Origin of the sequence: Pseudoclavibacter sp. Z016 (assembly GCF_002931215.1) — a bacterium.
GTDB lineage: Bacteria > Actinomycetota > Actinomycetes > Actinomycetales > Microbacteriaceae > Pseudoclavibacter.
Genome location: NZ_PSTU01000011.1, coordinates 252190 through 266795, shown reverse-complemented (window position 1 = coordinate 266795; position 14606 = coordinate 252190). Strand labels below are relative to the sequence as shown.

12 protein-coding genes are annotated in these 14606 nt (G+C 68.1%); 3 read left to right on the top strand and 9 right to left on the bottom strand.

Annotated elements, in window-relative coordinates:
* Positions 1-3: 3 nt before the first annotated feature.
* The 5 genes from C5B99_RS07415 to C5B99_RS07395 form a co-directional block, all read right to left on the bottom strand.
* Complete coding sequence (locus C5B99_RS07415; RefSeq protein ID WP_104241134.1) at positions 4-1773, bottom strand: penicillin-binding protein 2; 1770 nt, start codon at positions 1771-1773, stop codon at positions 4-6.
* Positions 1774-1809: 36 nt separating this feature from the next.
* Positions 1810-2373: a hypothetical protein gene (locus tag C5B99_RS07410; RefSeq protein WP_146080547.1), complete on the bottom strand. Its 564-nt coding sequence runs from the start codon at positions 2371-2373 to the stop codon at positions 1810-1812.
* On the bottom strand, positions 2370-3371 hold the full coding sequence (rsmH, locus tag C5B99_RS07405; protein WP_258063114.1) for a 16S rRNA (cytosine(1402)-N(4))-methyltransferase RsmH: 1002 nt from the start codon (positions 3369-3371) through the stop codon (positions 2370-2372). The genes C5B99_RS07410 and rsmH overlap by 4 nt, the downstream gene beginning before the upstream one ends.
* A gap of 192 nt (positions 3372-3563) precedes the next feature.
* Positions 3564-3995: a division/cell wall cluster transcriptional repressor MraZ gene (gene mraZ / locus C5B99_RS07400; protein WP_104241131.1), complete on the bottom strand. Its 432-nt coding sequence runs from the start codon at positions 3993-3995 to the stop codon at positions 3564-3566.
* A 270-nt stretch (positions 3996-4265) separates the two neighbouring features.
* Positions 4266-4649, bottom strand: coding sequence for a DUF3040 domain-containing protein (locus C5B99_RS07395; RefSeq protein WP_104241130.1), 384 nt, complete (start codon positions 4647-4649; stop codon positions 4266-4268).
* Positions 4650-4736: 87 nt separating this feature from the next.
* Here C5B99_RS07395 and C5B99_RS07390 point away from each other — a divergent pair, with 87 nt between their 5' ends.
* Complete coding sequence (locus C5B99_RS07390; RefSeq protein WP_104241129.1) at positions 4737-5819, top strand: polyprenyl synthetase family protein; 1083 nt, start codon at positions 4737-4739, stop codon at positions 5817-5819.
* Between the two features lie 61 nt (positions 5820-5880).
* On the opposite strand, the gene C5B99_RS07385 is transcribed toward C5B99_RS07390, so the two are convergent.
* A complete protein-coding gene (locus C5B99_RS07385) occupies positions 5881-6225 on the bottom strand; it encodes an Rv2175c family DNA-binding protein (RefSeq protein WP_104241128.1) in 345 nt (114 codons plus the stop codon).
* Positions 6226-6359: 134 nt separating this feature from the next.
* On the opposite strand from C5B99_RS07385, the gene pknB reads away from it, so the two are divergent.
* Positions 6360-8375, top strand: coding sequence for a Stk1 family PASTA domain-containing Ser/Thr kinase (gene pknB / locus C5B99_RS07380; RefSeq protein ID WP_104241127.1), 2016 nt, complete (start codon positions 6360-6362; stop codon positions 8373-8375).
* Positions 8376-8426: 51 nt separating this feature from the next.
* On the opposite strand, the gene C5B99_RS07375 is transcribed toward pknB, so the two are convergent.
* The 3 genes from C5B99_RS07375 to C5B99_RS07365 all read right to left on the bottom strand — a co-directional run bounded on the left by C5B99_RS07375 (position 8427) and on the right by C5B99_RS07365 (position 12570).
* Positions 8427-10130 (bottom strand): acyltransferase, encoded by a 1704-nt coding sequence (locus tag C5B99_RS07375; protein WP_104241126.1) that lies wholly within the window; start codon positions 10128-10130, stop codon positions 8427-8429.
* 165 nt (positions 10131-10295) lie between these two features.
* Positions 10296-11681 carry a class II 3-deoxy-7-phosphoheptulonate synthase gene (locus tag C5B99_RS07370; protein ID WP_104241125.1) on the bottom strand — a complete coding sequence of 462 codons (1386 nt, stop codon included), beginning with the start codon at positions 11679-11681 and terminating at the stop codon, positions 10296-10298.
* Between the two features lie 169 nt (positions 11682-11850).
* Entirely contained in the window at positions 11851-12570 is a 720-nt protein-coding gene (locus C5B99_RS07365) for a 1-acyl-sn-glycerol-3-phosphate acyltransferase (protein ID WP_104241124.1), read from the bottom strand.
* A 175-nt stretch (positions 12571-12745) separates the two neighbouring features.
* Between C5B99_RS07365 and C5B99_RS07360 the strand changes: the two genes are divergently transcribed.
* The gene (locus C5B99_RS07360) at positions 12746-14566 is read left to right on the top strand and encodes a long-chain fatty acid--CoA ligase (protein ID WP_104241123.1); all 1821 of its coding nucleotides are present in this window, start codon (positions 12746-12748) and stop codon (positions 14564-14566) included.
* Positions 14567-14606: the final 40 nt, after the last annotated feature.

The window sequence follows — 14606 nt, the reverse complement described above, 5'->3', positions numbered from 1 at the left end:
GGATCAGAACGTGGTCGGGATCGTCGGCCACGGGCTCGGCGATGGTGCCACCCGGTTGGATTGGAGGACGTAGGCCATGACATCGTGCCATGCTGGCGCGGTGGCGGCGCTGCCCCTCATCGTAGTTGGGTTCATGATCGAGACCGTCACGACGTACTTGGGGTCGTCGATCGGAGCGACTCCCGCCATCGAGGTCATGAAGCTGCCGTCGACGTACTGGCCCTGCCCGTCAGAGACCTCGGCGGTGCCCGTCTTGATGCCGACACGGTAGCCGGGGATCGCCACCTCGTTCGCGAGGCTCCCGCTCTGCGCCGTGGCCTCGAGCAGCGTCAGCGTGTCGGTTGCGGCCTGCGCGGAGACGACCTGGCGCGGCTCACCGGGTTCGCTCGGCACGAAGCCGTCCTCGGTCTCGCAGCCCTCGACGAGCTGGACGGGAAGCCGCTGACCGCCGTTGGCGATGGTCTGGTAGGCGCTCGCCATCTGCGGGGCCGTGACCTGCAGGCCCTGGCCGAACATCGTGGCGTAGTTGGTCTGCGGGTCCCACTCGTCGTACGGGCGGACCGTTCCGGCCTCCTCTCCGAGGAAGTCGGCCTCGGTGTCGGCGTTCAGGCCGAAGTCGAGCATGTAGTCGTAGCGCTCGCCCGCGCTCAATCGCTGCCCCATCAAGGCGATGCCGATGTTGGAGGAGCGCGTCATGATGCCAGCAGCGGTCCAGCGTTCGTCGCCGTGCGCCCAGTCGTCGCCGAAGCTGACGTCGGTCTGCTCGAAGCGGCCGGGCACCGTGAACTGCTCAGCGGGCGTGGAGAGGCCCTTGTCGAAGACCATCGCTGCGGTGAGTGCCTTCATCGTCGAGCCGGGCTCGTACGGTGCTGTGAAGGCGCGCGAGCCGCGGTCCTCCGTCGCCGTGGCGCCGGGGTCGTTGGGGTCGACGGACGGGAAGTCCGCCGCGGCGAGGATCTTGCCGGTGCCGACCTCCTGGACGATGATGTGCCCCCATTGGCCACCCATCGCCGTGACCTGCTGCGCGAGAACCTGGAGTGCGTAGTACTGCAGGTCGGCGTCGACCGTGAGCTTGAGCGTGCCACCCTGCTTGGCCTCGGTCAGCGTGACCTCGGTGCCGGGGATGCGCACGTTGTCCGCGCTTCGCTCGTAGGTCTCCTCGCCGTCGACGCCCGCGAGGCACTTGTTCTCCGACAGCTCGAGTCCCGCAAGGGGCTCGCCGTCGGCGCCGAGGAAGCCGGTGAGGTTCCCGGCCACCTGCCCGTTGGGGTAGACGCGCGCCGCTTCCCGCTTCGGGTAGATCCATGGGATCTCGAGCGCGCGCACCTTCTGATACGCGGCGAGCTCGAGCCCCCGGCTGAGGTACGCGAAGTTGCTGTCGGGGTCGATGGCAAGCGCCCCGTCGATGACGCCGATGAGCTCGGCCTGCTGCTGCCCGGTGATGGCTGCGATCTCGCCGAGCGCCTGGTCCCTGGAGACCGTGGCGGTCTTGCCGTCGTCGCCCGTGCGATCGAACTCTGCGACATTCGCTGGGGCGACCGTCAGGTCGAATCGGTCGGCGGAGTCGGCGAGGATCTCGCCGTTGCGGTCGATGATCGAGCCGCGCTCGCTGAAGATGGTGCTGGAGACGCCGCGCTTCGATTCGGCGTCGGCGTTGATGGTCGACGCGGAGACCAGCTGCACGTCGATGAGACGCACTCCGAAGGCGACGAGCACCGCGGTCACCAGGATGATGACGAGGCCTGCCCTGCGCCTGGACACTTTCGGTGACACGGTGGTCCTCCCCCTCTGGCGTTGCTCTTGGTGGGTCTACCTCGTGGAGGGAGAACGCAGCTCGGTGACCGAGGGTACGGCAGGCGCGGCGGCCTGCTCCGCTGAAACTCCGTTGGGGTCGGCGACCGGTGCCGCTGGCTGCGTGACCTCGTTCGTCACGAGACCCGTGTTGATGGGAGCGGCGGTGCCGGTGGAGGCCGCATCGGTGGCGAGCGAGCCGCTGCCGACCTGCAGGAACGCCTGCGAGTCGGTCGGCACCATGCCGAGCTTCGTGGCCTCGACGGCGAGGTTCTGCGCCGACGACATGGCGCTGAGCTCCTCGAGCGCCGCTGACTCGGTGCGGGCGAGCTCCGTCTGCGTCTGCTCGAGCCCACTGACCTCGTAGGCGCCCTGGGAGATCGCGATGCTCAGGGCCAGCTGCGTGACGAAGACCCCGGCGAGGACGACGAGGGAGATGAGCATCGAGCGGAGGCTCGGGAGCCGCCGGGCGCCAGGCGTCTCGACGAGTCGCAACCGCGGCGACGATGTCGCCTCCCTTGGGGCCGACTTCTGGCGACGCGTGGAGGTGGACCCGCGGAGGAGGCTTGTTGCTGCAGTCATGCCCGTGGGCTCCTAACTCTCGCCACCGCGCGCAAGCGCACGGGAAGTGCTCGTGGATTGATCTCGCCCTCGTCGGCGCCGGCCCGCTCAGCTCCGCGGACGAGACGCTCGAACTCGGGCTTGTGCTCTGGCAGCTCGACCGGGAGGCCGCTCGGCGCGGTCGACGTGGTCTTCGCCTCGAACAGCCGCTTCACGAAGCGGTCCTCGAGGGACTGGTAGGCCTCGACGACGACGCGCCCGCCGAGGGCGACTCGATCGAGGGCCTGCGGGAGGGCACGCTCGAGCGCGCCAAGCTCCGCGTTGACCTCGATGCGGAGGGCCTGGAAGACGCGCTTCGCAGGATGACCGGCATCGCGCTTCGCGGCTGGCGTGGCTCGCTGGAGGACGTCGACGAGCTGTCCGGTCGTCGCGATCGGACCCTGGGCCCGCTCGCGCACGATCCAGCTCGCGTAGCGCGGCGCGAGCTTCTCGTCGCCGTACCGGTAGAAGAGCTGCTTGAGCTCCTCCTCGCCGTACGTGGCGACGATCTCTGCCGCCGTGACGCCCTTCGTGGCGTCCATGCGCATGTCGAGGGGCGCGTCCTGGCTGTAGGAGAAGCCTCGGCTCGCTTCGTCGAGCTGGAGCGACGAGACGCCGAGGTCGAACAGGACGGCGTCGACGGTGTCGATCCCGAGCTCGTCGAGCGACGACTCGAACTCGTCGTAGACGGCGTGCACGAGCGTGACCCGATCGCCGAAGCGAGCGAGGCGCCGACCGGCGAGGCCGAGCGCCTCCGAGTCGCGATCGAATCCGACCAGGCGGGCGTTCGGGCAGCGGTCGAGGACCGCCTCGCTGTGGCCGCCCATGCCGAGCGTCGCGTCGACGTAGATGCTGCCTGGGGCCTGCAGCGCAGGCGCGAGGAGCTCCACGCAGCGCTCGAGGAGCACTGGCGTGTGCAGCGATGCCGGGTCGCGTTCGCTGTCGTTCTCCGGCTGTGTGTTCTGGCTGTTCTCTGTCATGACGATGCGGGTTCCTCCCTGATCACTGATTCCCATCCGTTCTCTCTCCCCGCGGCGATGCGCGAGGGGAGCGAAGTGGAGATTCCTTCTGCCGCCGGGGAAGTGGCTTCAGATGGGGCTCCGCGGTGCTGCTGAGCTCTGCTGCGAGGGAAGGCGCTTCAGAGCGGAACGGCTGAGAATCGGCGGTCAGGGTCAGAAGAGTCCCGGGATCACCTCCTCCGCGGTCTCGGAGAAGGCGGCCTCGTTGGCCGCGACGTAGGTGTTCCAGGCCTCTGCATCCCAGATCTCGGCGCGACTGCCCGCACCGATCACGGCGAGCTCGCGGTCGAGCCCCGCGTACTGCCTGAGCTGCTGCGGGATGGTCACGCGGTTCTGCCGGTCAGGCGTCTCCGCGTGGGCTCCGGAGAGCAAGAGGCGCAGGTAATCACGGGCCTGCTTGCTGGTGACGGGGGCCTGGCGGATGCGGTTGTGGAGCTCCTCGAACTCGCTCGTGGAGAAGACGTAGACGCAGCGGTCCTGCCCTCGGGTCAGCACGACACCCTCTTCGAGCTCGTCGCGGAACTTGGCCGGAAGGATGAGCCGGCCTTTCTCGTCGAGCTTGGGCGAGTACGTGCCAAGGAACATGCACGCCTCCCTCCCTGTCGCTGAATCCCCACATGCTCCACTTTACTCCACAACCCACCACAGATCTACGCAAACGCGCCTTTTCTCGCCTGTGAATGCAGAAAGAGGCCAGTAAATTACTGGCCTCTCAACAGTGGAGGGAAGTGGAGCTGTTTTCACCTCACAAGCGCACAAAAAAAGGGACCGGCCAGGTGGCCGGTCCCGAGGTGAGGAAGTGAGGTGGGTGGGGGAAGGTGCGAAGTGGAGGGCAGTGGGAGGACTCCCCCGTTGCTACTCCCCTTGCTGCCGCTTGTCCCAGCGGTTGCCGAGCTTGTCCATGAACGAACCGTCGGACGACTCGCCGCTCTTCGGTGAGGGGCGACCGGTCGGCAGTGGGTCGGACTGCGAAGCCGCGCCCTTCGGGGCGGCGAACGCGTAGACGACTCCCGCCAGCATCAGGACGAACCCGACGACACCCAGGACCGGGATGTTGGTGGCGACGCCGGCGACGACGACGCCGATGCCGACCGCGACGGAAAGGAACGCGACCACGACGGCTCGCGTGGTGACCGCAGCGCCGCTTCTCGGCGATGTGGACACCACGTCCGCATCGTTCTGGTAGAAGCTGCGCTCCATCTCATCAAGCAGCCGCTGCTCTTGCTCAGATAGTGCCATGTTGACCTCGTGCTCAGGGGGCGATCGGAGCCCCGCTCCGAAGTATTGCGCCCATTGTAGGCGCGCGCACCTGGGTAGAGTGGTGTCGTGTCTGAGAGTTCTACGCTGTCCTCCAAAGTCCAGCGTCGTCTGGACGCCACAATTGCCGAGAATCTTCAGGTTCTGGGGCCGATCGGCGTCGATGTGCCCGCCTTCCTGGAGCAGGCCGGGGCCTTCACGACGGGCGGCAAGCGCCTCCGAGCGTCGTTCTGCGCCGCCGGATACAGCAGCGCCGCCGGCACGCCCGAGCAGAGTGAGGCGGTGATCCTCGCTGCGGCCTCGATCGAGCTCTTCCACGCCGCGGCCCTGGTCCACGACGACATCATCGATCGCTCCGACACGCGCAGGGGTGCACCCTCCACACACCGCGCCTTCTCGAAGCACCACCACGCCTCCGGCTGGGCTGGCGACGAGGAGCACTTCGGTCTCAGCGCCGCCATCCTGCTCGGCGACCTGCTGCTCGTCTGGAGCGACCAGCTCTTCGTGGAGGCCTGCGCCCTCGTACCCCCAGCGGACGCCGTTCGCGCACGAGCCGAGTTCAGCAAGATGCGCAGCGAGGTGACGATCGGCCAGTACCTCGACCTCGTCGAGGAGGTGGCGTGGCCGGTCGTGCCCATCGACGCACGCGCGTCCCGGGCAACGACGATCGCGATCTCGAAGTCCGCCAGGTACAGCGTCGAGGAGCCTCTTGTGCTCGGAGCGCTCCTCGGAGGTGCCTCCGATGCCCTCGTGCAGCAGATTCGCGCGTTCGGGCTGCCCCTCGGCCTCGCCTTCCAGCTCCGGGATGACGTCCTCGGCGTGTTCGGGGACGAGGCGGTCACCGGCAAGCCCAGCGGAGACGACCTCCGAGAGGGCAAGCGAACGCTCATGATCGCCGCAGCCCAGGAGCTCGCGTCGCCTTCGGACTCGGCGCGGCTCGACGAGCTCCTCGGAGACCAGGGGCTCGATGAGACGCAGATCGCCTGGATGCAGGCGCTCATCGCGGAGTCCGGCGGATTGCAGCGCGTGGAGGAGCTGATCAGCTCCTCGCTCGTCGAGGCGCTCGCCGGACTGCAGGGCCTCGAGCTCGACCCCGGGTCGCGGCGACTGCTCGAGCAACTCGCGGAGCGCACGGCGCACCGGGAGCACTGACCAGCTGGCAACCCGCTCGGTGCCAGCAGCCGGCTGGCCGGCGGCGAGCCGCGCTGATCGACTAGATGGCGAGCAGCTGGACGGCGTGACGCACCTGCGTCTTCCGTCCCTGCACGAGCGCGTCGAGGGGCGCGACACCGAGCGTCTCATCGACGCTCAGGAGCCACACCATCTGGTCGTGCGCACTGAGCCCCGCGTCGCCGAGCAGGAAAAGCGTTCCCCGGAGACCCGCCAGCGGCTCACCGTCCTTGATGAACTCCTGCGGGATCCGCGGCTCTCGCTCGATGCGGAACGACAGCAGCTGCTTGTCTTCGATCAGGGTCGACACGCGCCCCGTCGAGACACCGAGCTCGGATGCTGCCTGGGGAATCGTGTACCACTCACGGGTACTGAAGACGTCGCTCACGCCTCACATGGTCGCAGACTCGGCGGATCGATGCGAGCCCGAGTGATTCCTCGATGCCGTGCGGTGTTTCATCCGGGAGGCGCGTGCCTTGTCGGGCTATCCTGCACGACGTGAGTCCCGTTGGTCCCGACGACATGATCGGCCGTCTGATCGACGGCCGATATCAAGTGCGCTCTCTGATCGCCAAGGGCGGCATGGCTACGGTCTATGTCGCCACTGATCTGCGCCTCGAGCGCAGGGTGGCGGTCAAGGTGATGCACGACCACCTCGCCGCCGACGAGCGCTTCCGCGAGCGGTTCATCCGCGAGGCGCGCTCTGCGGCGAAGATCACCCACCCGAACGTCGTGAACGTCTACGACCAGGGTGACGACGAGGTCTTCGCCTACATGGTGATGGAGTACATCCCGGGCATCACGCTCCGAGACCTGCTCCACGACCATCACCGACTCACCCCGGAGCAGTCGATCGACGTCATGGACGCCGTGCTCGCGGGCCTCCAGGCAGCGCACAAGCTCGGCATCGTGCATCGCGACCTCAAGCCCGAGAACGTCCTGCTCGCCGACGACGGCCGCATCAAGCTCAGCGACTTCGGTCTCGCCCGTGCGGCGAGCGCGAACACGGCGACCGGGCAGGTCCTGCTCGGCACCATCGCCTACCTGAGTCCCGAGCTCGTGACCAAGGGCACGGCCGACGTGCGCAGCGACATCTACTCGCTGGGCATCATGCTCTTCGAGATGCTGACGGGCGAGCAGCCGTACCGAGGCGACCAGCCGGTCAACATCGCGTACCGCCACGCCAACGAGACGGTTCCCGCCCCCAGCGAGGTCAACACCAGCGTTCCGCACGAACTCGACGAGCTCGTCGCCTGGTCGACGGAACGCGATCCCGAGCTTCGGCCAGCGGACGCCGGCGTGATGCTCGAAGCGCTGCGTCGCGCAGAAGCCGAACTCGGCCAGTCGGCCCGGCCCATCGACCCGACGGCGGTCCTGTCCACCGCGAGCCACAGCGACGTCGAGGACACCGACCCGACGGAGCTCGCCCTCATCACGAGCCAGGTGTCGTCCGCGTCCTCACCTCCGGAGTTCTCCGAAGGACACGTCGAGCCCTTCAGACCCGGAGACGCCCCCACCGTGGTCGGGGCCCCGATCTTCCCGGAGCCAAGCGCCGCGGAGCTCGAGCCATCGCTCCCGCAAGCCACCTCGACGGCCGAGCAGGGCGCCCGCAAGCGACGCACCTTCGGGGCGGTCATCGCCATCCTGGTCATCGCGCTCGTCGCAGCGGCCGGTGGTATCGGCTGGTGGTTCGGACTCGGACCTGGTTCCTACAACACCGTCCCCGAGGCGGTCTCCCTCACGCAGGCCGACGCGGAGTCGGCGATCACCGCAGCCGGCTTCACCGTCGGCGATGTCACGCAGGAGTTCTCGCTCGAGGTCGCTGCCGGCACCGTCATGGACATGGACCCGCAGGCCGGCACGTCGCTCGCCCCGGAAACTCCGATCTCCCTCGTCGTCTCCGCCGGGCCGGAGATGCTCACGGTGCCGGCCCTGGAGGGGCTGACCCTCGAGGCGGCGGAATCCGCCATCACCGAGGCAGGCTTCACCTACGACCAGGCCACGACCCTGCGCCAGTTCTCCGACGAGGAAGCCGACATCGTGATCGCGGCGACGGACACCACCGGCGCTCCACTCCCCTCCACGCTCGCCGAGGGGCAGCCCATCCGCCTCGTGGCCTCGGCCGGAATCCTGCCGGACGTCGCCGGTGAGACGGAAGCGAACGCGACGAAGCTCATCGAGGAAGCCGGTCTCGTCGTCAACGTGTCGAGCCGGGAATTCTCGGCCTCGGTCGCCAGCGGTACCGTCATCGCCTCCTCGACCACCACCGATCCGGTCGTTCCGGGCGACACCATCAACATCTCGGTCTCGAAGGGGCCAGCCCCCGTCGTCCTCCCCAACGTCGTCGGCGCACCCATCGGAGAAGCCATCGCGACGCTCGAGGGACTCGGGCTGACGGTCGGCCACAACGTTCCACCCGGCATCGTCAACGACCCGAACCCGGTCATCAAGTTCGTCGTCTCGACGCAGTCGCCCGCCGCCGGGGTCGAGGTACCGGCCGGGTCGAACGTCACGCTCACGGCCACCGCAACGCTGTAGGCGCTCTGCCGCTGGGGCGTGGCCCGGGCTCTCGCCTCCCGCGACCGAGCGCTAGGAGCGTGACGCTGACCGAAGTGCCGCGATGGGCTCAGGACGATGCACCCCGCGCATGCGGTAGCCCAGCGAATCCGATGCGTGAAGCAGGTCCGCGAGCAGCCAGATGATGCTCAGCCACATCTCGGTCCCCTGCAACCCTGGTTCGCCATCCTCCCCCGAGGAGCGCGGCGCGAACGCCATCCCTTCGCCAGGAACCCACTGGCCGAGCGCCTGTTCGAGCGCCCCGCGCGCCCACTCCGCGATCTCCCCGCGGCGGTGCTTGGTCTGCTGCGAAGCGAGCCAGAGCGGATGCGCGATATCGAGCACGTTGCACGCCGTCCAGCCATCTGGCGTGGAGAGGTGGGGGTCCGCGGCGTGCAGCAGCACGGTGTCGATCGTCGCGACCGGATACGGCAGCGGCAGTCCGAACTGCGCGAAGAGTCCGCGGGTGAGCCGATAGAAGCCGTTCACGGCCTGCAGCCTTGGCGACTCCGCGCCGGGCAGCTCTTCCCCCCACAGGCCTGTTCGCGGGTCCGCGCGCGCGACCGCCCAGCCGAGCACGGTGAGGAGCGGCCCGGCTCCCCCGTCGTCGAGGGCGTCGGAATGATCCAGCATGTTCGCGGCGCACGCCGTCGCGACCGCGTCGACCGCGGCACCGGAGCCCCAGGCGCCAGCAGCCCAGTCACGGGCGTCGAGGGCCGCCGTCAGGTCAGTACCCGTCAGCCCGTGCACGGCGCGGATCGGGTGGGGCATCCGCCCGCCCAGCAGCCGCACGGCGTAGCTGGCGCTGAGGACGTGGTAGCTCGCCGGCCCCTCGAAGGCCGAAAGCCGCTCCGACGACTGCGGATCCGGCGACGTCTGCGCTCGCTCGAGACCGGCGTCCGAGAGATCGCCGTCGGCGACCAGGCCCGTCGCGGGATCCTGCCTCGCCGTCAGCCTCCGGAGCAGGTCCGCGGCGTCGAAGCCGGGCGGCGGCGCGTGCAGCAGCAGGTCGGCGAGCTCGACGGCGTCGGCCCAAGGTCGAAGGGTGGGCGCCGCAGCCGTGCCTGGGCGATCGACGAAGCGGCCGCCCTCGAAGCAGCGCGCGAGCACCGCCGTGATCTCAGCCCGAGCCGTGTCCCCGAAGCGTCGGAGCCCCTCCCTGAGCCCGGCTTCGCGTGCCGGCGCCCGGCGGTCGCGGAGGACGCGCGCAGGATTGCCCGCTACGACCGCGTGGTCAGGGACGCTCTTCGTGACCACCGAGCCCGCGCCGATCACGACGTGGTCGCCGACCACCACCCCGTCGAGGATCGTCACCTGCGAGCCGATCCAGACATCGTCTCCGAGGACGATCCCTCGACTCGACAGCCCCTGGGTGAAGACCGGAGCGTCCGGCTCCATCTCGTGGTTGAAGCCGAGGATCGAGGTGTGTGCGCCGATTCGGACGCCGTCGCCCATCCGCACGTCGCCGCGAACCACTGCGAAGGGGTTGACGGAGCAGTCCGCGCCGATCGCGACGTTGTCGGTCACGTAGGCGTTGGCGGCGATGTAGCTGCGGTCGCCGATCGACAGCCGATCGCAGAAGACGGCGGCGCTCGCCGAGACGAACACCCGGTCGCCGATCACGGCACCCGACGCTGCCAATTCGCGCAGTCGCTCAGCTTGGGCGGCTCCGTCGGCGGAGTGGGGATCGTACTCCCATGGGAGGAAATCGACTCGGCGGACGCTGTCAGCGCTCATGCGCTCATCCTTTCACGAGCGATGCGGCGGCGGAGTTCAGGCTTCGTGCTCCCAAACGCCGAGAGAGGCCTCCTGGCGACGGCAGAGCTCGACAGCTCCACCATGCCAGGAGGCCTCGTCACGTCACACGACCCGAAGCGCCTTCGAGGTCACGACCGAGTCCCTCTAGTGCTTGCCCGCGCGCAGCTCCTCGGCCACGAGGAACGCGAGCTCGAGCGACTGCATGTGGTTGAGACGCGGGTCGCACAGCGACTCGTAGCGGGTCTCGAGGGTCTTCTCGTCGATGTGCTCGGAACCGCCGAGGCACTCGGTGACGTCATCACCCGTGAGCTCGACGTGGATGCCGCCCGGGTGCGTCCCCGCGGCGCGGTGCGCCTCGAAGAAGCCCTTGACCTCGTCCACGACGTCGTCGAAGCGACGCGTCTTGTAGCCGTTCGGCGTCGTGATCCCGTTTCCGTGCATCGGGTCGGTGATCCACAGCGGCTGCGCATCGCTGCTCTTGATCGCCTCGAGCAGGGGCGGAAGCGCGTCGCGGATCTTGCCTGCGCCCATGCGGGTGATGAACGTGAGCCGACCAGGTTCGCGGTTCGGGTCGATCTTGTCGATGAGCCGCAGCATGGTGTCGGGCGTCGTCGATGGCCCGAGCTTCACGCCGATGGGGTTCTTCACGCGGCTGAAGAAGTCGACGTGCGCCTCGTCCAGGTCGCGCGTGCGCTCCCCGATCCAGATGAAGTGGCCGGACGTGTCGTACGGCAGACCGGTGCGGGAGTCGATGCGGGTCATGGGTCGCTCGTAGTCCATGAGGAGCCCCTCATGGCCGACGAAGAACTCGACGTCACGGAGTGCGTAGAAGTCAGCTCCGGCGGCCGCCATGAAGCGGACGGCACGATCGATCTCAGCCGCGAGCTGCTCGTAGCGCGCGTTGGCGGGGTTGGCGGCGAAGCCCTGGTTCCAGGAGTGCACCTCGCGGAGGTCGGCGAAGCCGCCCGTCGTGAATGCCCGGACGAGGTTCAGCGTGGATGCGGCCGTGTGGTAGCCGCGGAGCATGCGCTCCGGGTCCGGGGTGCGGCCCTCCTCGGTGAAATCGAAGTCGTTGACGATGTCTCCGCGGTACGCGGGCAGCGTCACGTCCCCGCGCGTCTCGTTGTCGCTCGACCTGGGCTTCGCGAACTGACCGGCCATGCGGCCCATCTTGACGACCGGCATCGACGCGCCGTACGTCAGCACGACGGCCATCTGCAGGATCGTGCGCACCCGCGCACGGATCTTGTCTGCCGTCGCGCCCGCGAAGGTCTCGGCGCAGTCGCCACCCTGCAGGACGAACGCCTGCCCGGCAGCGGCCGTCGCGATACGGTCGCGCAGGCGGTCGACCTCGCCGGCGAAGACGAGTGGTGGCAGCGACGCGAGCTCACCTGAGACGCTCGCGACCTTGGTCGCGTCGCCCCACTGCGGCTGCTGCCGGATCGGCAGCTCGCGCCAGGCGTCGAGCCCCTCGAGCACGCCGGGGGGCGTCGGGATCGACTCTGTGTGGGTGGAGGTGAATTGGCTCATGCTCGCTTCTCTGATCTCATGTCTCTGATCTCATGCTGGCAGCTTGGGCGCTGCAGCGCTGGTGTGTTGCTGGATCTCACGCCGAACGGCCCCGACGATACTCGGGGCCGCGGCGCTCTGCTCTGTTGATCGCTCAGGGCTTCTCGAACGCCCGGACCTGCTCGGCGATTCAGTGCTTCTGTGCGGCGGCGAGCGCCTTGGCCTCTGCGTCCATCTTGGTTCGGATGGACGAGGCATAGATGTCGCGATAGTCCTGGTTGCTGAGGGCGTGCAGCTCGCTCATGATCTCGTCCGTGATGGAGCGGAGCACGAAGCGGTCAGCGGCCATGCCCTCGTACCGCGTGAAGGTGAGCGGCTCGCCGAAGACCATGCCGACCTTGCGGAGACGAGGAACCTTCGCTCCGATGGGCAGGACGCGCTCCGTGTCGACCATGACCACGGGGACGACCGTGACGGGCTTGTCCGCCTGCATGATCATGCGCGCGATTCCCGTGCGCCCACGGAACATCCGTGCGTCGGGGCTGCGGGTGCCCTCCGGATAGATGCCGAGCACCTTGCCCTCGCCGAGCACGCGCAGGCCCGTCTGCAAGGACGCCTCGCTCGCTGCTCCGCCACCCCGGTCGATCGGGAGCATGCCCGTCGACTTGAAGAACTGCGCCGTCAGATAGCCCTTGATCCCCGTGCCGGTGAAGTACTCCTTCTTCGCGAGGAAGTAGACGCGGCGGTCGATCGACAACGGCATGAAGAACGAATCGATGACCGACAAGTGGTTCGACGCCAGAATGACCGGCCCCTTCGCCGGTATGTTCTCGACGCCGCGCACCCAAGGGCGGAACGTTCCGCGCACCAAGGGACCTGCGAAGAGATGCTTGAGCACCCAATACAACATGCGTGGCCTCCCGATAGGCGATGGCACATCAGTGTACTCGGGACATGCCCGGCCCCGTTGCGCCGCTCCCCGTTTCCGAAACGGTAGGGTTGGAAGCCACGGAACGTGAAGTCGAATCGGTCCGGACGATGGGCGTTCAGGCGGCTCACGACCAGGACCACACTCAGGAGTTGCAATGAAGCTATCCGAGACCCCCGCCGTCGTCAGCCCGGAGCCGAGCTGGAACACCACAGATCTGCTCGAGTACCGACTTCGAGAATCGCCGGATCTCGCCCTCTTCGCCCTGCCGGAAGGCAGCACCTGGCGCGACGTGCCGGTCAAGGAGTTCCACGCGAAGGTGCACACCCTCGCCAAGGGCTTCGTCGCCGCTGGCATCGAGCCCGGGGAGCGCATCGCGTTCGTCGCGAAGACGAACTACGAGTGGACGCTCGTCGACTTCGCGCTCTGGTACGCCGGTGCGGTCATGGTGCCGGTCTACGAGACCAGCTCGTCAGCGCAGATCGAGTGGATGCTCGAGGACTCGGAGGCCGTCGGCATCATCTCCGAGCTCCCGGAGCACGACGACAAGCTCGACGAGATCTCGGACACCGTCGAGGGGCTGCGCGTGCGCTACGCGCTGCACGCCGGCGCGATCGAGGAGCTCATCCGGCTCGGGGCCGGCGTCGAGGACGCAGAGATCGAGCGCCGTCGTGGGATCGCGAACGGCGCTGACATCGCGACGCTCATCTACACCTCGGGATCGACGGGACGCCCCAAGGGGTGCGTCATCACGCACTCGAACTTCGTCGAGCTGTGCCGCAACGTGAAGGACCCGCTCGGCGCGCTCATCTACCCCGGCGCATCAACGGTGCTCTTCATCACGCTCGCGCATGTCTTCGCCCGCTTCATCTCCGTGCTCTGCATCTACGGCGGAGTCAAGGTGGGCCACCAGCACGACACCTCGAAGCTCGTGGAGTCGCTCGGCACCTTCCACCCGACCTTCCTCCTCGCGGTGCCCCGCGTGTTCGAGAAGGTCTACAACTCGGCGGAGCAGAAGGCGGAGACCGGCGGCCGGGGCAAGATCTTCCGCAAGGCGGCAGACGTCGCGGTCCGCTACTCGGAATCGCAGGACGCGGGCCGGACGCCGCTTGTCCTCGGCCTCCAGTACAAGCTGTTCGACAAGCTCGTCTACTCGAAGCTGCGCGAGGTCATGGGCGGCCGGGTCAAGCACGCCGTCTCGGGTTCCGCGCCACTCGGCGCGCGTCTCGGCCACTTCTACCGGGCCATCGGCGTGAACATCCTCGAGGGCTACGGCCTCACCGAGACCACGGCCCCTGCGTCCGTGAACCTCGCGGAGAAGTCGAAGATCGGCACCGTCGGGCCGGCGCTGCCCGGCGTCGCCGTGCGCACCGATGACAGCGGCGAGCTCCAGGTCAAGGGCATCAACGTGTTCCGCGAGTACTGGAAGAACCCGGAGGCCACGGCCGCGGCCTTCGACGGCGAATGGTTCAAGACGGGAGATCTCGGCTCGATCGACGACGACGGCTACATCACCGTCACCGGGCGAATCAAGGAGATCATCGTGACCTCCGGCGGGAAGAACGTCTCCCCCGCGGCGCTCGAGGACCCGATCCGAGCCAACCCGCTCGTCGGCCAGATCGTCGTCGTCGGAGATCAGCGCCCGTTCATCTCCGCGCTCGTCACGCTCGATCCCGAGATGCTCAAGACCTGGCTCTCCAACAACGGCGAGGACCCGAGCATCTCGGTCGCCCAGGCCGCGGAGCACCCGAAGGTGCTGGCCGAGATCCAGCATGCCGTCGACCTCGCGAACACGCGCGTCTCCCGGGCCGAGTCGATCCGCAAGTTCGTCGTGCTCGACGGCGAGTTCACTGAAGCGGACGGCACGCTCACGCCGAAGATGTCGATCAAGCGCCACGTGATCCTCGAGAAGTACCGAGGAATCATCGAGGGCATCTACAACGCCGCACCCGCGACGCAGGGCATCACGCTCAAGTAGCTCGGAGAGCTGGACCCTCGCGGCCAGCGCCTCCGGTCAG

What these genes read in the sequence shown, in the direction of transcription:
- C5B99_RS07410 (WP_146080547.1), bottom strand. Translation starts at nt 2,373, where the DNA reads ATGACTGCAGCAACAAGCCTCCTCCGCGGGTCCACCTCCACGCGTCGC.
- rsmH (WP_258063114.1), bottom strand. Translation starts at nt 3,371, where the DNA reads ATGACAGAGAACAGCCAGAACACACAGCCGGAGAACGACAGCGAACGC.
- mraZ (WP_104241131.1), bottom strand. Translation starts at nt 3,995, where the DNA reads ATGTTCCTTGGCACGTACTCGCCCAAGCTCGACGAGAAAGGCCGGCTC.
- C5B99_RS07395 (WP_104241130.1), bottom strand. Translation starts at nt 4,649, where the DNA reads ATGGCACTATCTGAGCAAGAGCAGCGGCTGCTTGATGAGATGGAGCGC.
- pknB (WP_104241127.1), top strand. Translation starts at nt 6,360, where the DNA reads ATGATCGGCCGTCTGATCGACGGCCGATATCAAGTGCGCTCTCTGATC.
- C5B99_RS07375 (WP_104241126.1), bottom strand. Translation starts at nt 10,130, where the DNA reads ATGAGCGCTGACAGCGTCCGCCGAGTCGATTTCCTCCCATGGGAGTAC.
- C5B99_RS07370 (WP_104241125.1), bottom strand. Translation starts at nt 11,681, where the DNA reads ATGAGCCAATTCACCTCCACCCACACAGAGTCGATCCCGACGCCCCCC.
- C5B99_RS07365 (WP_104241124.1), bottom strand. Translation starts at nt 12,570, where the DNA reads ATGTTGTATTGGGTGCTCAAGCATCTCTTCGCAGGTCCCTTGGTGCGC.
- C5B99_RS07360 (WP_104241123.1), top strand. Translation starts at nt 12,746, where the DNA reads ATGAAGCTATCCGAGACCCCCGCCGTCGTCAGCCCGGAGCCGAGCTGG.